Annotated in this window: 21 protein-coding genes and 1 pseudogene; 16 read left to right on the top strand and 6 right to left on the bottom strand. The window is 71.4% G+C overall.

Going from position 1 to position 25,140, the window contains the following annotated elements; genetic code table 11:
• Positions 1–77: 77 nt before the first annotated feature.
• Entirely contained in the window at positions 78–1,238 is a 1,161-nt protein-coding gene (rhaI, locus tag ACQEV8_RS40280; protein ID WP_432971218.1) for an L-rhamnose isomerase, read from the bottom strand.
• Between the two features lie 272 nt (positions 1,239–1,510).
• Between rhaI and ACQEV8_RS40285 the strand changes: the two genes are divergently transcribed.
• The 11 genes from ACQEV8_RS40285 (at position 1,511) to ACQEV8_RS40335 (ending at position 13,048) form a co-directional block, all read left to right on the top strand.
• Positions 1,511–3,028, top strand: a complete 1,518-nt coding sequence (locus ACQEV8_RS40285) for a sugar ABC transporter ATP-binding protein (protein ID WP_432971221.1) — start codon at positions 1,511–1,513, stop codon at positions 3,026–3,028.
• Positions 3,025–4,065: an ABC transporter permease gene (locus ACQEV8_RS40290; RefSeq protein ID WP_432971224.1), complete on the top strand. Its 1,041-nt coding sequence runs from the start codon at positions 3,025–3,027 to the stop codon at positions 4,063–4,065. The genes ACQEV8_RS40285 and ACQEV8_RS40290 overlap by 4 nt, the downstream gene beginning before the upstream one ends.
• Positions 4,058–5,053, top strand: a complete 996-nt coding sequence (locus ACQEV8_RS40295; RefSeq protein WP_432971227.1) for an ABC transporter permease — start codon at positions 4,058–4,060, stop codon at positions 5,051–5,053. Before ACQEV8_RS40290 ends, ACQEV8_RS40295 begins: the two co-directional genes overlap by 8 nt.
• A 30-nt stretch (positions 5,054–5,083) precedes the next feature.
• Positions 5,084–6,166: a rhamnose ABC transporter substrate-binding protein gene (gene rhaS, locus ACQEV8_RS40300; protein WP_388314302.1), complete on the top strand. Its 1,083-nt coding sequence runs from the start codon at positions 5,084–5,086 to the stop codon at positions 6,164–6,166.
• Positions 6,167–6,183: 17 nt separating this feature from the next.
• Positions 6,184–6,504: an L-rhamnose mutarotase gene (locus tag ACQEV8_RS40305; protein ID WP_215116872.1), complete on the top strand. Its 321-nt coding sequence runs from the start codon at positions 6,184–6,186 to the stop codon at positions 6,502–6,504.
• Between the two features lie 16 nt (positions 6,505–6,520).
• A complete protein-coding gene (locus ACQEV8_RS40310; protein ID WP_432971232.1) occupies positions 6,521–7,945 on the top strand; it encodes a BNR repeat-containing protein in 1,425 nt (474 codons plus the stop codon).
• A gap of 89 nt (positions 7,946–8,034) precedes the next feature.
• Positions 8,035–9,060: a LacI family DNA-binding transcriptional regulator gene (locus tag ACQEV8_RS40315; RefSeq protein ID WP_432971235.1), complete on the top strand. Its 1,026-nt coding sequence runs from the start codon at positions 8,035–8,037 to the stop codon at positions 9,058–9,060.
• 118 nt (positions 9,061–9,178) lie between these two features.
• The gene (locus ACQEV8_RS40320) at positions 9,179–10,480 is read left to right on the top strand and encodes an alpha/beta fold hydrolase (RefSeq protein ID WP_432971238.1); all 1,302 of its coding nucleotides are present in this window, start codon (positions 9,179–9,181) and stop codon (positions 10,478–10,480) included.
• Between the two features lie 28 nt (positions 10,481–10,508).
• Positions 10,509–11,243 carry a PIG-L deacetylase family protein gene (locus ACQEV8_RS40325; RefSeq protein WP_432971241.1) on the top strand — a complete coding sequence of 245 codons (735 nt, stop codon included), beginning with the start codon at positions 10,509–10,511 and terminating at the stop codon, positions 11,241–11,243.
• 46 nt (positions 11,244–11,289) lie between these two features.
• Positions 11,290–12,183 carry an RNA polymerase sigma factor SigJ gene (gene sigJ / locus ACQEV8_RS40330; RefSeq protein WP_432971244.1) on the top strand — a complete coding sequence of 298 codons (894 nt, stop codon included), beginning with the start codon at positions 11,290–11,292 and terminating at the stop codon, positions 12,181–12,183.
• Between the two features lie 19 nt (positions 12,184–12,202).
• Positions 12,203–13,048: a pentapeptide repeat-containing protein gene (locus ACQEV8_RS40335; protein WP_432971247.1), complete on the top strand. Its 846-nt coding sequence runs from the start codon at positions 12,203–12,205 to the stop codon at positions 13,046–13,048.
• Here ACQEV8_RS40335 and ACQEV8_RS40340 read toward each other — a convergent pair.
• The gene (locus ACQEV8_RS40340; protein ID WP_432971250.1) at positions 13,010–14,506 is read right to left on the bottom strand and encodes a cytochrome P450; all 1,497 of its coding nucleotides are present in this window, start codon (positions 14,504–14,506) and stop codon (positions 13,010–13,012) included. The genes ACQEV8_RS40335 and ACQEV8_RS40340 overlap by 39 nt on opposite strands.
• A 108-nt stretch (positions 14,507–14,614) precedes the next feature.
• On the opposite strand from ACQEV8_RS40340, the gene ACQEV8_RS40345 reads away from it, so the two are divergent.
• Positions 14,615–15,223 (top strand): TetR/AcrR family transcriptional regulator, encoded by a 609-nt coding sequence (locus ACQEV8_RS40345; RefSeq protein ID WP_432971253.1) that lies wholly within the window; start codon positions 14,615–14,617, stop codon positions 15,221–15,223.
• Between the two features lie 85 nt (positions 15,224–15,308).
• A complete protein-coding gene (locus ACQEV8_RS40350; protein ID WP_432971256.1) occupies positions 15,309–16,037 on the top strand; it encodes a DUF2470 domain-containing protein in 729 nt (242 codons plus the stop codon).
• Here the strand turns inward: ACQEV8_RS40350 and ACQEV8_RS40355 are convergent.
• The 3 genes from ACQEV8_RS40355 to ACQEV8_RS40365 form a co-directional block, all read right to left on the bottom strand.
• Positions 16,005–17,195 (bottom strand): lactonase family protein, encoded by a 1,191-nt coding sequence (locus ACQEV8_RS40355; RefSeq protein WP_432973349.1) that lies wholly within the window; start codon positions 17,193–17,195, stop codon positions 16,005–16,007. The genes ACQEV8_RS40350 and ACQEV8_RS40355 overlap by 33 nt on opposite strands.
• Before the next feature lie 127 nt (positions 17,196–17,322).
• Complete coding sequence (locus ACQEV8_RS40360) at positions 17,323–18,576, bottom strand: FUSC family protein (RefSeq protein ID WP_432971259.1); 1,254 nt, start codon at positions 18,574–18,576, stop codon at positions 17,323–17,325.
• Positions 18,577–18,663: 87 nt separating this feature from the next.
• Positions 18,664–19,158, bottom strand: coding sequence for an FBP domain-containing protein (locus ACQEV8_RS40365; RefSeq protein ID WP_432971262.1), 495 nt, complete (start codon positions 19,156–19,158; stop codon positions 18,664–18,666).
• Positions 19,159–19,240: 82 nt separating this feature from the next.
• Here ACQEV8_RS40365 and ACQEV8_RS40370 point away from each other — a divergent pair, with 82 nt between their 5' ends.
• On the top strand, positions 19,241–20,152 hold the full coding sequence (locus ACQEV8_RS40370; RefSeq protein ID WP_432971265.1) for a DUF3626 domain-containing protein: 912 nt from the start codon (positions 19,241–19,243) through the stop codon (positions 20,150–20,152).
• On the opposite strand, the gene ACQEV8_RS40375 is transcribed toward ACQEV8_RS40370, so the two are convergent.
• Positions 20,095–20,736, bottom strand: a complete 642-nt coding sequence (locus ACQEV8_RS40375) for a PAS domain S-box protein (protein ID WP_432973352.1) — start codon at positions 20,734–20,736, stop codon at positions 20,095–20,097. The genes ACQEV8_RS40370 and ACQEV8_RS40375 overlap by 58 nt on opposite strands.
• Positions 20,737–20,882: 146 nt before the next feature.
• Here ACQEV8_RS40375 and ACQEV8_RS40380 point away from each other — a divergent pair.
• Together ACQEV8_RS40380 and ACQEV8_RS40385 are read left to right on the top strand one after the other, a co-directional pair.
• A pseudogene (locus ACQEV8_RS40380) lies at positions 20,883–24,100 on the top strand (bifunctional cytochrome P450/NADPH--P450 reductase).
• 30 nt (positions 24,101–24,130) lie between these two features.
• Entirely contained in the window at positions 24,131–25,111 is a 981-nt protein-coding gene (locus ACQEV8_RS40385) for a phosphotransferase family protein (protein ID WP_432971268.1), read from the top strand.
• Positions 25,112–25,140 lie beyond the last annotated feature (29 nt).

The following is a 25,140-nucleotide window of genomic DNA, read 5'->3' on the forward strand; positions in this document are numbered from 1 at the left end:
ATTTGCGGCTACCGCCGCGTGGGCGCGACCAGCCACATACGGCCCGCAGCCCGGATCGAACAGAACCCGGCAGACGCTTACGCCCCCCACCCCGCCTGCTTCCCACCGACCCGCTCGGCAACGATCTTCTCGCCCCACCCCGAACGCCGGTACGCCGCAACAGGCTCGGGGTCCAGCCCCAGCTCCTCGCGCACCTCCCGCAGCAACGGCCGCACATCCGTGTTGTAGGCGTCCATCACCACGGCATTGGCCTCGAGAACATCCCCCGCCGCCTGGGCCGCACCCAGCGCACCCCCATCGACCAGCAACGCCTTCGCCGTAGCCTCCTGCACATTCATCACCGACCGGATGATCGCCGGAATCTTCGCCTCGATGTTGTGACACTGATCGAGCATGAACGCCACGGAAGGCGCGAACCCCCCACCCCGAATCACCTCATACATGATCCGGAACAACTGGAACGGATCCGCCGCTCCCACCATCAGGTCGTCATCCGCGTAGAACCGCGAGTTGAAGTCGAACCCCCCGAGCTTCCCCTCACGCAACAGCGTCGCCACGATGAACTCGATATTGGTCCCCGGCGCGTGATGCCCCGTGTCGACCACGACCTGAGCCTTCGGCCCGAGCTTCAGACAGTGCGCATAAGCGGTGCCCCAGTCCGGCACATCCGTCGTATAGAACGCCGGCTCGAAGAACTTGTACTCCAGCAGCATCCGCTGCCCCTCGCCCAGCCGCTCGTAGACCTCCGCGAGCCCCTCGGCCAGCCGGTCCTGCCGCCCCCGGATGTCGTCCTGCCCGGGATAGTTCGTCCCGTCGGCGAACCACAGCTTCAGATCCGTCGAGCCCGTCGCATCCATGATGTCGACGCACTCCAGCAGATGATCCACGGCCTTTCGCCGCACCGCCGCATCCGGGTGGCAGATGCTCCCGAGCTTGTAGTCGTCGTCCTGGAAGGTGTTGGAATTGATCGCGCCGAGCCGCACACCACGCCGCTCCGCATGCTTCGCCAGCGCCGCGTAGTCGTCGACCTTGTCCCACGGAATGTGCAGCGCCACCGTCGGGGCGACCCCGGTGAACTCGTGCACCTTCGCCGCGTCGTCCAGCTTCTCGTACGGATCACGCGGCACACCCGCCTGCGCGAACACCTTGAACCGGGTGCCCGAGTTCCCGTACGCCCACGACGGCGTCTCGACGGCCTGGGTCTTGAGCGCGGTCTTCGCCGCGGCGAGCTCGGTCACGTCAGGGCTCCTGTGGCATCGGGTCGTAACGACCACTGAATGAAACGATTCAGGACGCGAAGCTATGGGCCACCCGGAGAGGTGTCAACCCCTCCGGCCCACGCGGTTTCCCGTGACCGGCGCGTGACCTAGTGTCCTCGGATCGGCATCGAAATATTTTCGACCGGTACCCATTGACGTGACATGCGCGGCCCGCCTAACTTTCCGGCAATCCAGTTGAAACCTTTCACGACGCCGAGAGGGCATCCCGCCGGCGTCGTCGAGGAGCCCTCATGACCCACCCGTCCACCACGGGTCCGGCCCCGGTTCTGGCGCTGAGGGACGTGTCCAAGTCCTTCGGCGCGGTCCGCGCACTGCGGGACGTCTCCCTGGAGCTGTTCCCCGGGGAGGTGCACGCCCTGGCCGGTGAGAACGGTGCCGGCAAGTCCACCCTCATCAAGGCGCTCGCCGGAGTGCACCGGCCGGACGCCGGCCAGGTGCTGCTCGACGGTGCGCCCGTCGTCTTCAACGGCCCCGGTGACGCCCGTGACGCCGGCATCGCCGTGATCTACCAGGAGCCCACGCTCTTCCCCGATCTGTCGATCGCCGAGAACATCTACATGGGCCGCAGGCCCAAGCGTGCCCTCGGCCGGATCGACCACCAGGCCACGCACAACGCGACCGCCGCCCTCATGGAGCGTCTGGGCGTCGAACTCGACCCCGACCGGCCCGCCCGCGGCCTGTCCATCGCCGACCAGCAGATCGTCGAGATCGCCAAGGCCCTCTCCTTCGACGCCCGCGTCCTGATCATGGACGAGCCGACCGCCGCCCTCACCGGCAGCGAGGTCGCCCGCCTCTTCGGCGTCGTACGCACCCTGCGCGACCAGGGCGCCGCCGTGCTGTTCATCTCCCACCGGCTGGAGGAGATCTTCGAGATCTGCCGGCGGGTCACCACCCTGCGCGATGGCGCCTGGATCGCCAGCGAGCCCCTGGACGGCATGACCGAGGACGACCTCGTACGCCGCATGGTCGGCCGCGATCTCGACGAGCTGTACCCCAAGCAGGACGTGACACCGGGCGAAGTCGCCCTGAGCGTGCGCCGCCTGACCCGCGAGGGCGTCTTCACCGACGTCTCCTTCGAGGTGCGGCACGGCGAGATCGTCGGCCTCGCCGGGCTCGTCGGCGCGGGCCGCACCGAGGTCGCCCGGGCCGTGTTCGGCATCGACCGCTGGGACGCGGGCGAGGTCTCCGTCCAGGGCAAGGCCCTCGTCAACGGCGCCCCCTCCACCGCGATGTCCGCCGGACTCGCCCTGGTCCCCGAGGACCGGCGCGCCCAGGGTCTGGTGATGGACATGTCCATCGAGCGCAACATCGGCCTCACCGGGCTGCGTACGACCGTCAGGGCGGGGCTGATGGACCGGGGCGCCGAGCGCAGCCGCTCCCTCGACTGGGCCGTCAAGCTCCAGGTGAAGTACGCCCGGATCGCAGACACCGTCAACACCCTGTCCGGCGGCAACCAGCAGAAGGTCGTGCTCGCCAAGTGGCTGGCCACCGGCCCCAAGGTGCTGATCGTCGACGAACCGACCCGGGGCATCGACGTCGGCACCAAGGCCGAGGTGCACCGGCTGCTGTCCCAGCTGGCCGCCGACGGTGTGGCCGTCCTGATGATCTCCTCCGACCTGCCCGAGATCCTCGGCATGGCCGACCGCGTGCTGGTGATGCACGAGGGCCGCCTCACCGCCGAGATCCCGCGCTCCGACGCCACCGAGGAAACCGTGATGGCCGCAGCCACCGGGAGGGCCGCCGCATGACGGTCGTCACTCCCCGAGAGGCCCCCGTGGCCGACGTGCCCAAGTCCAGCGGCACGCGGCTGGTCGACCGGGTCTTCAAGATGCGCGAACTCGCCATCCTGGCCGTGTTCCTGGTGATGATCGCCGTCACCCAGGCCGGCAACAGCGAGTTCCTGTCCGAGCAGGGCATCAAGGACCTGCTGCTGAACGCGACGATCCTGGTCCTGGTCGCGACCGGTCAGTCCCTCGTCGTCATCACCCGCAACGTCGACCTGTCCGTCGGATCCACGCTCGGCATCAGCGCCTTCGCCGCCGGAACGTATCTCCAGGGCGGGGGCAATCCGGTCGTGGCGATCGCGCTGGCCGTCCTGCTCGGCATCGGCTTCGGACTGCTCAACGGACTGCTCGTCAGCCTGGGCCAGGTGCCCGCGCTCGTCGTCACCCTCGGCACGCTCTACATCATCCGCGGCATCGACTCCATCTGGGTCGGCTCCCGCCAGATCACCGCGGCCGATCTGCCCGGCGGGTTCGTCGACTTCGGCTCCGGCGGCATCTGGGCGGTGCCGTACCTGGCGCTGATCGCGTTGGCGGTCCTCATCGCCACCGCCTACTACCTCAAGCACTACGGCAGCGGCCGCGAGCTCTACGCCCTCGGCTCCAACCCGGAGGCCGCCCGGCTCGCCGGCATCCCCGTACGCAAGCGGATCCTCGCCGCCTACACCTTCTGCGGCGCCCTCGCGGGACTCGCCGGCGCCATGTACCTCGCCCGGTTCGGCAACGTCGACTCCGGCACCGGCAACGGCTACGAACTGACCGTCGTCAGCGCGGTGGTGGTCGGCGGCGTCGTCTTCACCGGCGGCTCCGGCAGCGTCTACGGCGCGGCCCTCGGCGCGCTGCTGCTGACCTCCATCAACAGTGTGCTGCCCGCCCTCGGCGTCAGCTCCGTCTGGGTGCTCGCCATCAACGGCATCCTGCTCATCCTCGCGATCGCGGTCGACCGGGTCGTCGCGCTGCGCGTGGCCTCCGCCCTGAAGAAGAGGAACGCCCGCCATGGCTGACATCTCCCTGAGCCGAGCGGTCCGCTGGGACACGGTGGTAGGCGCCCTGCTCATTGTCGTGCTGCTGTTCTCCTTCGGGTTCGTCGACGGCTTCGGCAACGCGCTCAACCTGTCGTTCCTGATCGGCAACACGCTTCCGATCGCGCTGATCGCCCTGCCGATGACCCTGCTGGTGGTCTCCGGGGAGATCGACCTGTCGGTGGCGTCCACCGCGGGTCTGTCCGGTGCGGTGATGGGGGCCCTGTGGAACCAGGGCATGGCCATCGAGACGATCATCCCGATCTGTCTGCTGCTGGGCGTGGTCTGCGGGCTGGTCAACGGCCTCCTGGTGACCAGGCTCGGGCTGCCGTCCCTCGCCGTCACCATCGGAACCCTCGCCGCCTACCGGGGCATCGCGCAGATCGTGCTCGGGTCCGACGCCGTGACGGACTTCCCCACGCAATACCTGGACTTCGCGGCCGGGCGCCTCGGCGACACGTTCGTCCCGTACGCCTTCCTGCCGTTCCTCGTCCTGCTCGCCATCGCCGTGGTCGCGCTGCACGCCACGCCGTTCGGGCGGTCGTTGTTCGCGATCGGGGCGAGTGAGGAGGCGGCGCGGTTCGCCGGTATCCGCGTCAAGCGGCAGAAGCTGCTCCTGTTCACGCTGACCGGGGTGATGGCCTCGCTCACCGGCGTCTTCTGGGCCCTGCACTACGCCAGCGCGCGCTACGACAACGCGACGGGGCTCGAACTGTCGGTCGTGGCCGCGGTGTTGCTCGGCGGGATCGACTTCGACGGCGGCAAGGGCACGTTGGGTGGTGCGATCGCCGGGGTGTTCCTGCTGGGGGCGCTGCAGAACGTGATGAGCCTCCAGGACGTGTCCGCTCAGTCGCAGATCGTCGTCACCGGCGTGCTGCTCGTGCTGTCCGTGCTCGGCCCCCGGGTCGCACGTCAGATCTCCGTAGCGAGGGCGGGCCGCAGAGCCGCCGCCTCGACTCCTACCTCATAACCAAGCCCTTCCTCGTAAAGGACCATCGACATGCGTAAGTCCACCCTGCGCCGCAGCTGCGCGGCCCTCGCCACCGCCACCTCTCTCGCACTCGCGCTCACCGCCTGCGGCGGCACCACCAAGAAGGACGTGGCGAACGAAGGCGGGTCCGCCGCCACCGCCGGCAAGGCCGACCCGAACGCCGCCACCAAGAAGGGCCTGACCGTCGGCTTCCTGCCCAAGCAGGTCAACAACCCGTACTTCACCTCCGCCGACAAGGGCGGCGAGAAGGCGCTCAAGGAGCTCGGCTCCAGCTACAAGGAGGTCGGTCCGTCCAGCGCCACCGACACCGCCGGGCAGGTCAGCTACGTCAACACGCTCACCCAGCAGCAGGTCGACGCGATGGCTGTCTCCGCGCAGGACCCGGGCGCCCTGTGCACCGCCCTCAAGCAGGCCATGAAGAACGACATCAAGGTAGTCACCTACGACTCCGACACCACGGCCGACTGCCGTAACGCCTTCGTCTCGCAGGCGTCCGCCGAGGACCTGGGCCGCACCGAGGTGCAGCTGCTCGCCAAGCAGATCGACTACAAGGGCGAGATCGCGATCCTGTCCGCCGCGCAGACCGCGACGAACCAGAACACCTGGATCGACTTCATGAAGGACGAGCTGAAGAAGCCCGAGTACAAGAACATGAAGCTGGTGAAGACGGCGTACGGCAACGACGACGCCCAGCAGTCCTTCCAGCAGACGCAGGGCCTGCTCCAGGAGTACCCGAACCTGAAGGGGATCATCTCCCCGACCACCGTCGGCATCAAGGCCGCCGCCCAGTACCTGTCGGGCTCCAAGTACAAGGGCAAGGTCAAGCTGACCGGCCTCGGCACCCCCAACGACATGCGCAAGTACGTCAAGAACGGCACGGTCGAGGCCTTCGAGCTGTGGGATCCGGCCAAGCTCGGCGAGCTGGCCGCCCGTACCGCCGTCGCCCTGTCCTCCGGGCAGATCACCGGCAAGGAGGGCGAGACCTTCAAGGCCGGGTCCATGGGCGAGTACACCATCGGCAAGGACGGGGTGATCAGCCTCGGCAAGCCGACCGTCTTCGACGCCAAGAACATCGACCAGTTCAACTTCTAGTCCCTGGGGATCTGTTGATGCAGCGCGTGTGCTTCCTGCTGAAGGTCAGGGCGGACCGCCTCGACGAGTACCGCGAGCGGCACGCCACCGTGTGGCCCGAGATGCGCCAGGCGCTCTCGGACACCGGCTGGCACAACTACTCGCTCTTCCTGCGCGAGGACGGACTGCTCGTCGGCTACCTGGAGACCGAGGACTTCGCGGCAGCCCTGGCAGGAATGGAAGCCACCGACGTCAACGCCCGCTGGCAGGCGGAGATGGCGCCGTTCTTCGAGTCGCTGGACGGCGCCCGGCCCGACGAGGCCATGAAACCGCTCACGGAAGTGTTCCACCTCGTATGACGATGGAGTCCATGAGATGCACAGACGTACGTTGCTGGCCGCCGCCCTCGCCGGAGCCGTGGTGACCCCCGCCCTCGCCTCCGGCACCGCCCGGGCCGCCGACCCCGGCCCCTCGGTCACCCGGACCGGCACCACCACGCTCGACAGCCAGGCCGTCTTCTTCGTGTCGTACGACGGACTGGTCAACAACAACGCGTTCCAGAAGAACGGCCTGCTGACCTACAAGGGATACCAGTACGCCGTCTGGTACACCGCTGACCGCAACGCCGTCGTCGGCCGCCGAGTGCTCGGCTCCGGTGCCTGGTCGACCGTCAAGGTCGGCCACCGCCTGCGGATGGACGACTCCCACAACGTCATCTCGATGGGCGTCTCCAAGGTCGACGGCCGCCTCCACCTCAACATGGACTCCCACAGCACCGGCTTCACCTACGTGAAGTCGGTGGCGGGACTCATGGACAAGCCCGGCAGGCTGAGCTGGACCGCGAGCCGCTTCGGGGCGCCCCAGTCCACCCTCGACGGGGTCGCTCTCACCACGCAGTTCACATACCCGCAGTTCGTCTCCACGCCCGGCGGCAGGCTCCAGCTGAGCTACCGGGCCGGGATCTCCGGCAACGGCCGCAACGCCCTCGCCGAGTACGACGGCACGAAGTGGACCAGCCTGGGCGAGTGGTCCAGCTCGACGGGCACGTACACCAGTGAGCACGGCTCCTCGACCGCCCGCAACATGTACCTGCACGGCATCGACTACGACCGGAACGGGCGGCTGCACTCCTTCTTCACCTGGCGTGAGCAGAACGGCGCGGTGATGTGCGACGGCGGCGGCATCAGCAACCACGACACCGGCTACGTCTACTCCGACGACCGGGGCCGCACCTGGCGCAACAACGCCGGCGGCGTCGTCGGTGTCACCGGCGGCTCCGACAAGGTGTCCGTGAACGACACCGGTCTGGTCGTGGACCCGCTGAACCCGGACCACTCCCTGATGAACCAGGAGAGCCAGTTCACCGACTCGGCGGGCCGGCCGCACGCGATCATCTCCTACGTCCCCGGCCGCTTCGGACAGTGCACCACGAACTACGTCGCGAACCGGACCGCCAACGGCCGCGCCTTCCACGTCCGCAAGAACGCCTCCGGCAGCTGGCGGAAGACCGAGATCCCGGTCCCGCTGAACTCCAGCCAGCGCACCAAGCTGATCCTGGACAAGTACGACAACGCGTACGCGGTCTTCCCCTTCGGCCGGATCGCCGCCGCCTCCGCGGCCTCCGGGTACACCGACTGGAGGATCCTGTTCGACGGCAGCGGCCTCAACGCCTTCGGCGAGGTTGTCATCGACGAGACACGCGTCGGGCAGGACGGGGTGCTGTCCTTCATGTACCAGGAGAAATCCAGCGGTACGACGCCCTCGGCGCTGCACGTCGTCGACTTCCGGCTGCCCGCCTGACCGGACCCGGTCGCCGGGGCGGCATGCCGGTAATGTGAAGCCGCTCCGGCCGCCGCCCCCTCTGTCCCCCTTCTGGAGGTCCCTGTCCGATGTCCCAGTCGGTGGGTATCAAGGACGTCGCCCGCGTCGCCGGAGTCTCCGTCGGCACGGTGTCGAACGTGATCAACCGCCCGGACACGGTCGCGACCGAGACCCGGGCCCGCGTGCAGTCCGCGATAGACCGGCTCGGCTACGTCCGCAGTGAGTCCGCGCGGCAGCTGCGCGCGGGCCGCAGCCGGATCATGGGGCTGCTGGTCCTCGACATGGGCAACCCCTTCTTCGTCGACGTGGCACGCGGCGCCGAGCGCGCCGCCCGTCAGGCCGGACTCGGTGTGATGGTCTGCAACAGCGCCCAGAACCCGGGGGAGGAGGCCGACTATCTCTCCCTCTTCGCCGAGCAGCGTGTGCGCGGCGTGCTGCTCACCCCCGCCGACGCGACGGGGCGCAACATCGAGGCCTTCCGCCGGCACGGCATTCCGTTCGTCCTGGTCGACCGGGTCTCCGAGGGCACCACGGAGTGCTCGGTCTCCGTCGACGACGTCGCGGGCGGCGCCCTGGCCGTACGCCACCTCGTCGACGCCGGGCACCGCTCGATCGCGTATGTCAGCGGCCCGCCCGGCCTCAACCAGGTCCGTGACCGGCGTACGGGCGCCCTGGAAGCGCTCGATGAGGCCGGGCTCGGCCCCGAGGCGCTGCGCGAGCTGCCCACCGAACGGCTGGACGTCGCCGCGGGACGCGACGCCGGAGCCCGGCTGCTCGGCCTCGCCGACCGGCCGACCGCCGTGTTCTGCGCCAACGACCTGCTCGCGCTCGGTGTGCTGCAGGCCATGTACGCGGCGGGCGTGGGCGTCCCCGACGACCTCGCCATCGTCGGCTACGACGACATCGAGTTCGCGGCCGCGGCGGCCGTCCCGCTCACCTCCGTGCGGCAGCCCGCCGTCACGATGGGCGCCATGGCGGCCGATCTGCTCCTGGAGGAGACGGAGACGGAGGGCGCGGTGAAGCCGCACGAGCACCGGCGGGTCGTCCTCCAGCCGGAACTGGTGGTGCGCCGCTCCAGCCTGTCCGCCCGCTGAGCCCGCCGAGCCTGAACGGCCGTTCAGCAAGGTTTCATGATCCGAAGGGCCCACCCGCAGGCGTTCCCTGTGGTGAACTGGGACGCGGTCCGAAAGTCCGTCCGTCCCGGGAGCCCTGTTGACCGTCAGCTACCGCCAGCCCGGAGTCGTCCTCACCGACCGCCGCTTCACCGTCCCCCTCGACCACGACCGCCCCGAGGGCGACACGATCGAGCTGTACGCCCGCGAGGTCGTGGCGAGCGACAAGGCCCGTCAGGACCTGCCCTGGCTGCTCTATCTGCAGGGCGGCCCCGGCTTCGGCGCGGACCGCTCCGTCGGCAGGCGGGGCTGGCTGGGCAGGGCCCTGAAGGAGTTCCGCGTCCTGCTCCTCGACCAGCGCGGCACCGGCCACTCCACGCCCGCCAACCGGCAGACGCTTCCGCTGCGCGGCGGCCCCGCCGAGCAGGCCGGCTACCTCACCCGCTTCCGCGCCGACTCGATCGTCCGTGACTGCGAGGCCATCCGCCCGCTGGTCACGGGCGGCGCGCCCTGGACCGTCCTCGGCCAGAGCTTCGGCGGCTTCTGTGCGACCAGCTACCTTTCCCTCGCCCCCGAGGGCCTGGCCACCGCCGTGATCACCGGCGGTCTGCCCGCCCTGGACGCCCACGCCGACGACGTCTACCGGGCCGCCTTCCCGCGCATCGAACGCAAGGTCGCCGCCCACTACGCCCGCTACCCGCAGGACGCCGAGCGCGCCCGCCGTATCGCCGACCACCTGCTGACACACGACGTGGTCCTGCCGAACGGCTACCGGCTCACCGTCGAGGCGTTCCAGTCCCTCGGCATCCTCCTCGGCACCGGCGACGGCACCCACCGCCTCCACTACCTCCTGGAGGACGCCTTCGTCCGCACCCCGCAGGGCTTCGCACTGTCCGACGCCTTCCAGGAACAGACGCAGGGCATGCTGTCCTACGCCCGCCACCCGCTGTACGCCCTCGTCCACGAGTCGATCTACGGACAGGACGGCCGGCCCACCGACTGGTCGGCCGAGCGGGTCCGCGCCGAGTTCCCGCAGTTCGACGCCGCCAAGGCACTCGCGGGTGACGAGCCGCTGCTGTTCACCGGCGAGTCGATCCACCCCTGGATGTTCGACTGCGACCCGGCCCTGCGCCCCCTGCGCGAGACCGCCGACCTGCTCGCCGCCCGCACCGACTGGACACCCCTGTACGACGCGGCCCGCCTGGCCGCCAACAAGGTGCCGGTCGTCGCTGCCGTCTACCACGACGACATGTACGTCGACACGGCCCACTCGCTGCGGACCGCCCGTACGATCCGCGGCCTGCGCACCTGGATCACGGACGAGTTCGAGCACGACGGTGTGCGCACCGGCGGCCCCCGCGTCCTCGACCGGCTGCTGGCCATGGCGCGTGACGAGGCCTGAGGCCGGTGGCCCGGACTAGTCTGCGGACATGACGACCACTCAACTCCAGCCCATGCCCGAAGACTGGCGGCGTGCCCTCGCGGTCGTGGCCCACCCGGACGACCTCGAGTACGGCTGCTCGGCGGCGATCGCGGCCTGGACCGACGGGGGCCGCGAGGTCGCCTATGTGCTGGCGACCCGGGGCGAGGCGGGCATCGACACGCTGGAGCCGGAGAAGTGCGGCCCGCTGCGGGAGCGCGAGCAGCGGGCGAGCGCGGCGGTGGTCGGCGTCTCGGCCGTGGAGTTCCTCGACCACAAGGACGGCGTCATCGAGTACGGCACCGCTCTGCGCCGTGACATCGCCGCCGCGATCCGCCGGCACCGGCCCGAGCTGGTGATCACCCTCAACCACCGGGACACCTGGGGCGGCGTCGTCTGGAACACCCCGGACCATGTCGCCGTCGGCCGCGCCACGCTCGACGCGGCCGGCGACGCCGGCAACCGGTGGATCTTCCCGGAACTCGTCGAGCAGGGCCTTCAGCCATGGGACGGAGTGCGCTGGGTCGCCGTCGCCGGTTCCAGTACCCCCACACACGCCGTCGACGCGACGTCCGGTCTGGAGCGCGCGGTGGCCTCGCTGCTCGAGCACCGCAGCTACATCGAGGCGCTGACCGACCAGGACCCGGAGACGTACGTCCGCGGCTTCCTGACCAAGCACGCCGAGGTCACCGGCGAGCGCTTCGGGGGTCGGCCCGCCGTGGCGTTCGAACTGCTCAGCAGATGACTCGGCAGATGACGTGACGGACGACTGACGGACGACGGGGGAGACCATGACAGGCAGCGTGGAACTGGCCGACCGGTTCGAGGAGCACCGCGGGCACCTCAGAGCGGTCGCGTACCGCATGCTGGGCTCGCTGACCGAGGCGGAGGACGCCGTCCAGGAAGCCTGGCTGCGGCTGAGCCGCACCGACCCGGACGACATCCAGAACCTCGGCGGCTGGCTCACCACGGTGACCGGCCGCATCTGCCTCGATCTCCTGCGCTCGCGCACCGCACGCCGCGAGGAGCCGATGGGCGACGCCTTCGTCCCGGACCCGGTGCTCAGGCCCCTCGCACACCTCGACCCGGCGGAGGAGGTCATGCAGGCCGACTCGGTGGGCCTGGCCCTGCTCGTCGTCCTGGAGAACCTGGAGCCCGCCGAGCGGCTCGCGTTCGTGCTGCACGACATGTTCGCCGTGCCGTTCGACGACATCGCGCCGGTCGTGGAGCGCAGCCCGGCCGCGACCCGGCAGCTGGCCAGCCGTGCCCGGCGCCGGGTGCGCGGTGCCACCCCGTCGGCCGAGCCGGACCTCGGCCGGCAGAAGGAGGTGCTCGACGCCTTCCTGGCCGCCTCGCGCGGCGGCGACTTCGAGGCGCTGCTCGCGCTGCTGCACCCGGATGTGGTGCTGCGGGCCGACTCGGGTGCCCTCGTGCGGGGCGCGGCCGCGTCCAAGGTCGTCCAGGGCGCGAAGACGGTGGCGGAGCAGGCGCTCATGTTCGCCCGCTACGCGACGTCCGCGCGGCTGGTGCTGGTCAACGGCTCGGTCGGCCTCCTCCACGCGCCCGAGGGACGCGTGCGGTCGGTCATGGGGGTCACGATCGCCGACGGCCGGATCACCGGCATGTACATCCTGGCCGACCCCGAGCGGCTGGAGCGCCTGGAGGTGCCCGGCCTCACGGGCTGACCGGCGTTCTTCGTTTCGTATGCTGAATGTCATGCGAGATCACCAAGCCGCGCGAGCGGAACTGCGCGGCGACTGCGAGCGGTGCTTCGGGCTGTGCTGTGTCGCCCTGCCCTTCGCGCGGTCGGCCGACTTCGCGGTCGACAAGGACGCCGGAACGCCCTGCCGCAACCTCCAGGACGACCATCGCTGCGGCATCCACGCCAGACTGCGGCAGAAGGGATTCACCGGCTGCACCGTCTACGACTGCTTCGGCGCCGGACAGCAGGTCTCGCAGATCACCTTCGGCGGTCGGGACTGGAGGCCCGGGCCCGCGGAGCACGCCCGCCGCATGTTCGACGTGTTCCCGGTCGTCCGGCAGTTGCATGAGCTGCTGTGGTACCTGACCGAGGCGCTCGCCCTGCCCGTGGCCCGCCCGGTCCACGCCGAGCTGCGCGAAGCCCTGGAGAAGACCGAGGGGCTCACCGCCGGGACCGCCGAGGAGCTCGCCGGCCTGGACGTGGCGGCGCACCGCCAGGAGATCAACGTCCTGCTGCTGAGGACGAGCGAACTGGCCAGGGCCGGCACCAAGGGCGGCAAGAAGAAGAACCGCCGGGGCGCGGATCTCATGGGCGCCCGGCTGAAGGGCGCCGACCTGGGCGGTGCCGATCTGCGCGGCGCCTGTCTCATCGCCGCCGACCTCACCGGCGCGGATCTGCGGGGCGCGGACCTGATCGGCGCCGACCTGCGCGACGCGGATCTCACCGATGCCGACCTGACGGGCGCGTTCTTCCTCACCCAGCCGCAGCTGAACGCGGCCCGGGGGAGTGCCGGGACCCTGCTGCCGGAGTCAGTCACCCGCCCCGGGCACTGGACAGCGCAGGTCTGACGCCGGTTCCCGCACCGGGGTCCGGCGCTCCGGGTGCAGCCGCAGTCCCTCCGGCATCAGCGTCAGCCGTTCCGTGACGCGCAGCCGGTAGGCCGGGTCGGACCGCAGCTCGTAGCGGCGCAGCAGCAGGCCGAGGACCAACGTCGCCTCGTGCAGCGCGAACTGGCGCCCGATGCACGCCCGCGCCCCGGTCCCGAACGGCTTGAAGGTGTGCGGGGCCCGGGACCGGACGGCCTGGGCGTCGAAGCGGTCCGGATCGAATCGTTCGGCGTCAGCGCCCCACACCTCGGGGTCCCGGTGCAGCATCGGCGTCAGTACCAGCGCCCACGCCCCGCGCCGCATGGGGTGCTCTCCGGCCAGCACCGTGTCCTCCCGAGCCTCCCGGGCGAAGGCGGGCGCCGTGGGCCACAGCCGCAGCGACTCGTCCAGCACCCGCCGGACGTAGCGCAGTCTGGCCACTTGCTCATACGCCGGTTCCGCCGTGTCGCCCCACACCCGGTCCACCTCGGCTCGGGCCCGCGCCGAGACCTCGGGGTGCCGGGAGAGGTAGTGCAGGGCGAAGGAGAGCGCGCCCGAGGTGGTCTCGTGGCCCGCGACGAGGAAGGTGATCACCTGGCGGCGGACGTTCTCCGGCGCGAGCCGCTCCCCGGTCTCCGGATGGGCCGTCTCCAGCATCCTGTCCAGCAGGTCGCCCTCGCCGCCTCCGGTCGCGCGCCGGGCCCGGACCAACGCGTCGACCGTGCTGTTGAGGTGGGCGATGTCGGCCGCGTTGCGGCGGCTCGCGCTCCGCAGCAGCAGCGGGGCCAGGGGGAAGGGCACGGTGTTGAGCCGCTGTGCGTATGTCAGCGTCCCGACCATCGCGGTCACGAAGGGATGCGGCCGGGAGCGCTCGAACGACCCGAAGTCGTGCCCGAAGCCGGTCCGGGCGATCGTCTCCAGCGTCAGCTTCGTCATGTCGCCGGGCACGTCCACCGAGCGGCCCGTCGCCGCCGCCCGGTCCCAGTGCTCCGTCAGCCGCCGCGCGACATCCAGCATCATCGGGTGGTAGCCGGCCATGGCCTCACGGCTGAACCCCGGGGCGAGTACGTCGTGCGCCAGCTGCCAGTTCGGCTCGTGGTTGTACGCGGTGAACAGGCCGTCCCCGGCGACCGGCCGCAGATTGGCGATGCCGAGCCCCACGTGCTTGGCGAACCGCGACTCGTCCGCGAAGTCGGCCGCGTGCCGGGCGCCCCACACGAACACGAACTCCTTGCCGAAGGCCTTGCGCCGGAAGACCGGCCCGAGCTGCCGGGCGTACCGCAGGGAGTCCTGCAGGGGAGTGCGCCGGTTCACGCCCACCACATCACCGAGCAGCGGGATCCGGCGCGGCGGATGCGGGATGCGCTCCAGCTCGGGCCAGCCCAGCTCGGCACTCCGGAACCCCTTGGGCCCTGCGGCCCGTATCGGCGCCTCCGTCATGACGCGATCTCCCTCGATCCGGCGGCCGGTTCGCACGTGTTATACGCGAGTTCAATAGCGCGGTCAGTCTGGTCCCGTTGTTGAACCGGCGTCAAGTAAAGTGCCGGTATGGCCGCGAACCAGGGCGGGCGCACCCGCCGCCGGCTCAGCACCGAGGAGCGCCGGGAGCAACTCCTGTCGGTCGGGGCCCGGCTGTTCTCGGAGAGCCCGTACGACGACGTGTGGATCGAGCAGGTCGCCGAGATCGCCGGGGTGTCGCGGGGGCTGCTGTACCACTACTTCCCGACCAAGCGTGACTTCTTCGCAGCGGTCGTGGAGCGCGAGAGCGAGCGGATGCTGCGCATGACGGCGGCGGTTCCGGGCGTCCCGGTGCGTGAGCAACTCGCGGCCGGTCTCGACACGTTCCTGGAGTACGTCCGGGCCCACGCGCACGGCTACCGCGCCTTCCACCGTGCCGACGCGGCCGGGGACCAGGCGGTGCGGCGGGTCTACCAGCGGGCCCTGGCCACGCAGGAGCGGCAGATCCTCGCGGCGCTCGCCGCGGACCCCGAGTTCGGCCCGGCCTTCGAGGAGCGGCCCGAGGTGCGGCTCGCCGTGCGCGGATGGCTGGCGTTCACCACGGCCGTCTGCCTGGAGTGGCTGCGCGACGCGGAGTTGGGCCGGGAGCAGGTGCGCGAGCTGTGCGCTCGTGCCCTGCTGGGTGTGCTCACTCCCTGAAGGGCCTCGTAAAGATCGCGTGACGTGGTTGGCTCACACCCCGATCTTCGGTAGGTTAGGCAAGGCTTACCTAAGGAGGTCTGGGATGGGTGACGACAGCCAAAGCTGGACGGCGGCCCCTGCCGCGGCGGAGCGGGCGCGCTCGGTGCTCGCCGCCGCGTGGTCTTGCTCGGTGACCGCGGAGGGCACGCGGGAGGAGCTGGTCGGCGCGCACACGGTGACCGAGGACGGCAGGGTACTCGTGACCGTGCCGGAGGACAGCGCCCTGCTCGCGGCCGCGATCTGCGCGCCCCGCGGCGAGCCGTCCGCGGTGCTGGAGTTCGCCGATGTCGCGCCCGTCCCCGTGCGCAACCGGATCCGCGCGCGGCTGTGGCTCGCGGGCTGGTTCGCCGTCGAGGAGGGGCAGCTGGCCTTCACGCCCACCCGTGTCGTGCTGCGGCAGCCGTCCGGCGCCGTGGTCGTGGACCTCGACGAGTTGGCCGCCGCCGTGCCCGACCCGCTCACCACGGCGGAGGCCCGGCTGCTGACGCACCTCGCCGACTGCCACGCCGACGCGGTCGAGCGGCTCAGCCGGCTCGTCGAGCACGACAGCCTGCACGGCGCCGTCCGCGTCCAGCCGCTCGCCGTGGACCGGCACGGACTGACGCTGCGCATCGAACGGGCCCGTGCCCACGGCGACGTACGCCTGGCGTTCCACGCGCCCGCCGACGACGTCGCGCAGCTCACCGAGCGCATGCACGTCCTGCTCACACAGGCGAGCGCCGCCTCCTGCCCCCGGGCGCTACAGCGGCAGCGCACAGACGGCGACCGGTGAGGGAAACGGTTCGCCGGCGCGCCGCAGCGTGCCGCTCTTCTCGTCCACGTGGAAGACGGTGACGGTCCCGGACTTCTGGTTCGCCGCGAACAGCAGCGTGCCCTCCGGGGAGAAGGCGATCTGGCGGGGGAAGTCCCCGTCCACCGGCACGGTGTCCAGCAGTCCGAGCCGGGCACCGTCCGCCTCGATCGCATAGCGCGTCAGGCTGTTGGCACCGCGGTTGGCGAGATAGGCGAACCGGCCGTTCGCGGTCACCAGGAGCTGCGCCGGGTAGCTCGTGCCCGGACCCGTGCCCGTGGACTGCGCCTCACCGACGGTCACACGGCCGGAGGCCGGATCGTACGAGCAGACGGCCACGGTGTTGTCGACCTCGTCGGCGAGGTAGGCGTACCGGCCGCCCGGGTGGAACGTGAGGTGCCGCGGCCCGGCACCCGGCCGGGTCTGCGCCTGCGACACCTCGCTGAGCTTTCCGGCCTTCTCGTCGAGCCGGTACGTGTAGACGGTGTCCGTACCGAGGTCCACGGCGAGCACGTGCCGCCCGTCGGGGCTGGTGAGGATCTGGTGGGCGTGCGGGCCGTCCTGGCCCGGACCGGGCGGCGGACTGGAGTGCCTTACGAGGTCGGTGCGCTCGCCGAGGGCTCCCGAGGAGTCGATCGGATGCACGGCCACGCTGCCGGAGCCGTAGTTCGCGCTGAGCAGCCAGCGCCCGCCCGGATGCACCGACAGATGGCAGGGGGCCGCGCCCCCGGTGCTCCGGCTGCCCAGCACCTTCCGGTCGGCCAGCCGGACTGCGGTCACGGCACCGTCCTCGCGTTCGTCCACCGCGTACAGCGTGCGGCGGTCCGGGTGGAGGGCGAGATACGACGGGTCGCCGACGCCCGTGAGCGTGCCGGTGCCGGTGATCCGGCCCGTCGCCGCGTCGTAGGTGGCCAGGCCGATGCCCTTGCCGCCGCCCTCGACGGAGGTGTACGTGCCGAGGTACAGGGGGCGGGGCCCGGAAGGCCGCCGGGCCTCGTCGGACGGGCTCGGCTCGGGGGCCGACGGGGTCGTCGAGGCCGTGGGCGCGGGCGCGTTGTCACAGGCCGGGAGCGCCGCCGCGGCGGATCCTCCTGCCAGCGCGCCGACGAACCGGCGCCTGCTCCAGCCACCACTGCCCATGTCGCCCCTCAGGTCGTCACTCGTCCCCGTCGCGACAGACACCTTCGCGTGGATCACCCACCGGGTGCAACAACGGCACCGCGCGTTGCGCGAGGCGCAACGCACCTCGGCCGGGTCGCGCGTCCCCTCAGCGGGAACGCCCGTCGAACCCGGCGCGGTTCCGCCAGAGCTGTTCCGTGACGCCCAGCCGCTCACGCAGTCGCGTCAGCCGGGGCATCCGCGCGCGCTGCTCGCGCGACACGCGGTCCAGTTCCTCGAACAGGCGACGGGTGCGGTGCTCGGTGTCGAGTTCGTCGAGGATGCGGTTGACCTCCGTCAGGACGGCGCCCGGAAGCTGCCAGTGCCCGGGGTCGCGCTCGGCCTCCTCGCGCAGCAGCAGGCCCAGCTTGTCGCGGGTGCCCGCCGCGGTGTGCAGCTCCGCGGCGAGACGTTCCTCCGCCGACTCGGCGCTCGTGCTGAGGTGGGTGGTGACCAGCACCGCGAAGCTCACCACGGCGTCGGCGATCTCGGACAGCAGCTGCTCCAGGGCGGCGCCCGTCTCGGGCTCGAACAGCGGCTTGGGCTCGCGCTCCTTCGCGAGGTCGGTGAGGGAGCGCGCGAGCACGCGCAGGACGACCGTGCAGATCTCCAGCGTGTCCAGGCCGGTGCGCATCACCACCCGGTGCAGCACGCTGTCCTGCACACGCGGGTTGAGCCGCAGACTGTCCTCGGCCCGCCTCAGGGCGGCGTCCACCTCGACGATGTCGTGATCCAGGCGCCGCGCCTCGTGCAGCTGCTCCGCCGCGCGGTCCACGGGCGTACCGCCGGCGGCCTCCTCGCCCATGCGCAGCATCAACTGGCGGAGCCGGCGCGCCAGGCCCTCGATCGACTCGCCCGCCTCCTCCACCCACACCGGCGGAGCCAGCAGCAGGTTGCAGGCGAGCCCGACGCTCGCGCCGATCAGCGTCTCCACCACCCGGGCCCAGGCGGTGTTCCCGACGGTGGTGACCCCGAGGACCAGCATCGCGCTGATCGCCACCTCGGGGACGTACTCCTCCACCTTGACCAGCCGCCCCACGACCAGCGCGGCCACGAGGAGCAGCGCCAGGCTCCACCAGGTCAGGCCCACCAGCAGGCTGAACGCGATGGCGACGAGGACTCCCGTGACCACGGCGTTCACCCGGCGGAAGCCGTTGGTGAGCGTGGCGTACAGCGTCACCTGGACGACCAGCAGCGCGGTCAGGGGAGCGGTGAGAGGTGCCGGCTCGGGGCTCAGCCGGAGCGCGATGACGTACGCGATCGTCGCAGCGGTCGCGGACCGGAACGTCTGGACGACCACGGGATCCCGGCGCTTGCGCGTGATCCGGGTGGCGTGCGCCCTCCACTCACGTACCTCTCGCATCCCCGGGCCGTCCCTCTTTCCCTGGCACATCGAACGCATCCATGAAGGACGTTAGCGCCGCGGGAAAACAGGGGCGACCGTGGACGCTCAGGCGTACACCTTGTCGAGGAAGGCGGCCAGCCCCTCCGTGGTCCGGTCGATCTGCTCCGCCAGGGTGAGGCTCTCCTCGAGGCGGGAGCCGCTCTCCGGCACCTTCTTCCCGCGTACGTAGAGGGAACAGGCGAGGTCGGTGCACATGTACACACCGACGGAGTTCCCCTCACGCCCGGCCGCCCCCGCCTTCCGCGCGGTCATCAGCGAGACCCCGCCCCGCGGGTGCGTCGTCAGACACAGCGAACACATGCTGCGCCGCGGAGACCCCCGCCGCGCGGGCTGGAACCGCATCGTCACACCGACCAGCCGGCCGTCCCTCTCGGTCACGAGACAGCTCCGATCGGGCGCCCCCGGATCCCGCCACCCGAGAAAGTCGAGATCGTCCCAGGGCTGTTCCCCGAGGTCCCGGGGGACGGCCAGACGCTTGGCTTCTCCCTTCGAGCAGTTGATAAACGAGTTGCGGATGTCCTGCTCGGTGAGTGATCTCATGGGTGGGCTCCTGGTCGTCGTACCCAAAACCTAGGGGTCCTAGGTTTGTGTCAGGTTAGACAGGACGGGCGAGGGGGAGCCAGTGAATTTCGCCAAGGTCGCGTCAGCGCGGGCACGGGCGGCGCTGAGTCATGTGGCGGGCGGCTCGGCGGGCCCCGCCGTCGACCGGAGGCTGCGCATCACGCTGAACTTCCACCCGGACCGTTCGGCGGGCGATGTGACCGTCCTCGTGGCGCTCGCCCGGGACGGCGCCTACCACTCGCAGTTCGTCACCGGCACCAGCAACGGCGGTCTCACGGCCCGCCCCGGTGGCGACCGGTGGCGCTGGGAGAGCCGGATCTTCGGCGGGGCGTACGACGAAGCGACCGCGCACGAGCGGCCCGTGTACGGCGCCCTGAACTTCCGTCGGCAAGTGGTGGGCGCGGCCCCGCGCTTCGGTTCCTCGCACTTCCGGCTGAACGCCGGTGCCCTGGCCCGGGCCACGTTCTGCTACCCCGACAGTGCCGCCGAGCCGGCCGACTTCGGTGTCGCGGCCGGCATGTCCCTCATCGCGCTGGCCGAGGCGGACGAGCAGGACGCCCTGAACGACTACATCGAGGCGCACGTGCACGGAGGCGTCGGCCTCGCTCGGGACGTGGAGGCGCTGGTGCTGGACGCCTGCTACCGCGGCACACCGGTCGAGGCCGCTGCGCGGCGTCTGCCCTGCCCCGTCGAGTGGCACCCCGGCTACCGGCTCACGGCGGACGGCTTACGGTGCCACGCGGACTACCGCGGCCGGGAGTACGCGGAGCTGGGCGCCCGGATCGCCCGGGACGGTCTCGTCGATCCACGGGCCATCGGCGATGCCGCCAGAACCGGCCGTTACGCACTCCAGGACCTGAAGATGGTGTGGCACACCCTCGCCCGCTTCGGGGCCCCGGAGGGGGCGGGCACGGCCTACTCCGCCGAGACCTCCGGCGGCCACACCCCAGGAGCCAGTACGCCCAGGGCGTAGGCGCGGGCCACCAGTTCCGTGCGGGTGGCGGCGTGCCAGCGGGAGGACAGACGGCGGAGGTGGTAGGTCACGCCGTCGATGGTGAGGCCGGTCTCGCGGGCGGTCCGGGCCGTGGTGGCGCCCGCGGCCAGGAGGGCCAGGATGCGGGCCTCCGCCGGGGTGACCCGTTCGGCGGGCGGTGCGCTGCGGGCCTCCTGCTCACCGTCCACCCGCAGCATCACCAGCAGGGCCGGCGTCTCCTCCACCGTGTCGCTCACCGGGTCCGCCGTCAGCTCCCCGTACCGCTCCGCCCCGCCGGGCGCCCGCCAGCGCACCGACACCTGGTACCGCGAGCGGTGCCGCAGCCGCAGCGCCTCGGCGATCCGCTCCACCTGCGTCGCCTCCCGCGGCCTGAACAGCTCCAGCACATCACGGCCGCGCAGCTGCCCCGGCGTCGTACCGCACTCCGCGGCCATCGCCGGGTTCGCGAGCAGCACCGCGCCGTACACGTCGCACACCGCGACCGGCATCGCGACCCGGTCGAAGAGGAGCAGGGCGCGGTTGCGCCACCTCACGGCCTCCAGTCGGGCCAGGTCCACGAGCATCTCCTGCCACGCCGGGTCGCTCCCGCGCAAGAGCGACGCGTCTGCTTGCACTACACAATCATGTAGGGGCACGGCGCCGCCCGCCGGGCCCGGTGGAGCACGCTGGATCGCAGTACTTCCGTACCGCGAAAGGCAGTTGCCGCGTCATGCCCCCCACCGGACAGACCTCCCGCCCCGAAGACGCCCTCCCCGGCGTCCCACTCGCCGACATCACCGCCACCGGCCCCGGCCCCGCGCCGATCCAGCAGGCCATGGACCTGATGCGCGAGCACGGGCCCGCGTTCGTCCGGCGGCTCCACGGGCGGGACACCCTGTTCGTGGGTGACCTGGAGCTGGTCGCCGAGCTCGCGGACGAGCAGCGGTTCGCCAAGCACATCGGGCCCGGTCTGGAGAACGTCCGCGAGTTCGCCGCCGACGGCCTGTTCACCGCCTACAACGACGAGCCCAACTGGGCCAAGGCGCACGACATCCTCATGCCCGCGTTCGCGCTCGGCTCGATGCGGACGTACCATCCCGTGATGCTCCAGGTGGCCCAGCGGCTCATCGCGTCCTGGGACCGCGACGCCGCCGCCGGGAAGCCCGTCGACGTGCCCGGCGACATGACCCGCATGACGCTCGACACCATCGGGCTCGCCGGCTTCGGATACGACTTCGGCTCCTTCGAGCGGGCCGAACCGCACCCCTTCGTCGAGTCGATGGTCCGCTGCCTGGAATGGAGCATGACCCGTCTCGCCCGCGTCCCGGGCCAGGACTACTCGGCGGCCGACGCGGCCTTCCGGGAGGACGCCGCCTACCTCGCCCAGGTCGTCGACGAGGTCATCGCCGCCCGCACCGGCACCGACCAGAGCCAGGCCGACGACCTCCTCGGCCTGATGCTCACCGCCGAGCACCCGGCCGACGGCACCACGCTCGACACGGCCAACATCCGCAACCAGGTCATCACCTTCCTCATCGCCGGGCACGAGACCACCTCCGGCGCCATGTCCTTCGCGATGTACTACCTCGCCAAGCACCCGGCCGTGCTCCAGCTGGTGCAGCGCGAGGTCGACGAGCTGTGGGGCGACGCGGCGGACGTCGAGCCGACGTACGACGAGGTCGGCCGGCTGACCTACACCCGCCAGGTCCTCAACGAGGCGCTCCGGCTCTGGCCCACGGCCGCGGTGTTCACCCGGCAGGCCCGCGAGGACACGCTGCTCGGCGGCCGGATCCCGATGCGCGCCGGAGACTCCGCCCTGGTGCTCACGCCGATGCTGCACCGGCAGCCCGTATGGGGCGACAACCCCGAGCTGTTCGACCCCTCCCGCTTCACGGCCGAGGCGGAGGCGGAGCGCCCGGTGCACGCCTTCAAGCCGTTCGGCACCGGCGAGCGCGCCTGCATCGGACGCCAGTTCGCGCTGCACGAGGCGACCATGCTGCTGGCCATGCTCGTGCACCGCTACCGCCTGGGGGACCACGCCGGCTACCGGCTGGACATCAAGGAGACCCTCACCCTCAAGCCCGAGGGCTTCACCCTCGCGCTCACCCCACGCACCTCCGCCGACCGCGTCCACACGCCGCTGCCCGGCGCCGCCCCGCTCCAGGACACCGGCGCGGCCGAGCCGCAGGACCTGCCCGCGCGGGTCCGTCCCGGCACCGCCGCCCTCTTCCTGCACGGCAGCAACTACGGCACCTGCCGCGACTTCGCCGCCCAGCTCGCCGACGAGGCCGCCGCCGTCGGCTGCGAGACCCAGGTGGCGTCCCTGGACGCCTACGCCGGGGGCCTGCCCACCGACCGGCCCGTCGTCATCGCGGCCGCCTCCTACAACGGCCGCCCCACCGACGACGCCACCGCCTTCGCCGCCCGGCTGGAGGAGACCCACGACCTGTCCGGCGTGACGTACGCCGTCCTCGGTGTCGGCGACCGCAACTGGGCCGCCACCTACCAGCACGTTCCCACCCGGATCGACGAGCGGCTCGCGGAGTCCGGCGCCACCCGGCTGCTGGAGCGCGCCGCCGCCGACGCCTCAGGTGACCTCACCGGCACCGTCCGGGAGTTCACGGCGGCCCTGCGCACCGCCCTCCTGCGGCAGTACGGCGACCCGGACGCCACGGCCCCGGACCCCGAGCCCACGGCCGCCTACGAGGTCCGCACCCTGACCGGCGGCCCGCTGGACGCCCTCGCCGAACGGCACGAACTCGTCCCCATGCGGGTCACCGAGGCCTACGACCTCACCGCGCCCGGCTACGCGCGCCGCAAGCGGTTCCTGCGCGTCGCCCTCCCGGACGGCGTCACCTACCGCACGGCCGACCACCTCACCGTGCTGCCCGCCAACGACCCGGACCTCGTCACCCGCACCGCCGCCGCGCTCGGCCTCGACCTCGACACGGTCCTGGACATCCGCGCCACCCGCCCCCGCCGCGACGGCATCGCCGTCGACCGGCCCGTGACGGTACGACAGCTCCTCACCCACCACGTGGAGCTGCAGGAGCGCCCAAGCGCCGGACAGCTGGCCGCGCTCGCCGCCGCCAACCCCTGCCCGCCGGAGGCCGTGGCCCTGGCCGCCCTCACCGACGACCCGCGCACCCTCGTGGAGATCATCGAGGACCACCCGGCCCTGCGGGGCGCCCTGGACTGGCCGCGACTCCTCGACCTCCTCACCCCGCTGCGGCCCCGGCACTACTCCATCTCCTCCTCGCCCGCCGTCGACCCCGGCCACGTGGACCTGATGGTGTCGCTGCTGGAGGCACCCGCCCTTCCCCACTCTCGGCTGCGCTCGAGCGGGGGACCCCCATCGGCAAGGGCGTCTACCGGGGCACCGGATCCGGCTACCTCCACACCGTCGAGCCCGGCGACACGCTCTACGCGCGCGTGCAGCCGTGCCGGGAGGCCTTCCGTATCGACGCCACCGGTGGATCCGCACCGGTCGTCATGGTAGCTGCGGGCACCGGCCTCGCCCCGTTCCGCGGCGCCATCGCCGACCGCACGGCCGCCCTCACCGCCGGCGCTCAACTCGCCCCCGCAGTCTGTTACTTCGGATGTGACGCGCCCGACGCCGACTTCATGCACGCCGACGAACTGGGCGCCGCGGATTCGGCCGGGGCCGTCTCGCTGCGCCCCGCCTTCAGCAAGACCCCCGAGGGCGAGGTGCGGTTCGTGCAGCACCGCATCGCCGCCGAGGCCGAGGAGGTCTGGTCCCTGCTGCAGATTGGAGCGCGGGTGTACGTCTGCGGCGACGGTTCGCGGATGGCGCCCGGGGTGCGGGAGGCGTTCCGTACCCTGTACCGCAAGCACACGCCGGGTACGGACGAGACGGCCGCTGAGCAGTGGCTCGACGGGCTGGTCGCGGACGGGCGTTACGTCGAGGACGTGTACGCGGCCGGCTGAGCGAAGCCGCAGGGGAGGGGTGGGCGCACGGTGGTGGACTCCTGGGAACGGGCCCGGCACATCCTGGAGGCGGCGGGCTCGGATCCCGGCCGCCTTGCCCACCTCCGCCCGCTGACCGGCGGCACGTACAACACCGTCGAGGAACTCCGCCTCACAGACGGCACCCGCTACGTGCTGAAGATCCCGCCCGCCGCCACGGTCCCCGGCCTCCGGCACGAGCGCCGACTGCTCGTGTCGGAGGCCGCGTTCTACCGTTCGGCCGCCCGCGCCGGCGTCCCCGCGCCGCGGCTGGTGTTCATGGACGACGACTTCCTGCTGATGACGGCCTGCCCAGGCGACCCCTGGGACGACTCCCTCACCGCGGCGGAGCAGACCGCACTGCGCGCGGAGCTGGGACGCCAGGTGGCTCGTCTGCACCGGGTGACCGGCCCCGGCTTCGGCTATCCCTCCGGTGCCCTCGGCCCGCTCGCCCCCGACTGGCGGACCGCGTTCACGATCATGTTCGAAGCCGTCCTCGACGACGCCCGGCGCTACGAGGCCTGGCTGCCTCGACCGGTCGACGCGGTGGCCCGTACCGCCCGCTCCGCGTACGGCGCCCTGGACGAGGTCACCGTCCCGTGCCTGGTCCACTTCGACCTGTGGCGGGGCAACATCCTCGTCGACCGTGCGGACGGAGCGGCCCGCGTCGGCGGTCTCATCGACGGGGAGCGCATGTTCTGGGGCGACCCCCTCGCCGAATTCGTCTCCCTGGCGCTGCTGGGGGACATCAAGGAGGACGAGGCGTTCCTGTCGGGCTACCGGGAGTCCGGCGGCCGGGCCGACTTCGACACCCCGGCCCGTCTCCGTCTCGCCCTGTACCGCGCCTGTCTGTACCTGATCATGCTCACCGAGACGGTTCCGCGCGAGTCCGGCGAGGACCAGGTGCGCTGGGTACGGGAGACGGTCGCCCCGGAACTCGTCGCGGCCCTGGACGAGATCGAGGAACTCCTCGGAGACGACCTCACAGCGTGAGGTTTCGCAGGTCACGGCGGAGGTACTCG

Source organism: Streptomyces sp. CA-179760 (assembly GCF_050937045.1).
In the GTDB taxonomy this organism is placed as follows: Bacteria; Actinomycetota; Actinomycetes; order Streptomycetales; family Streptomycetaceae; genus Streptomyces.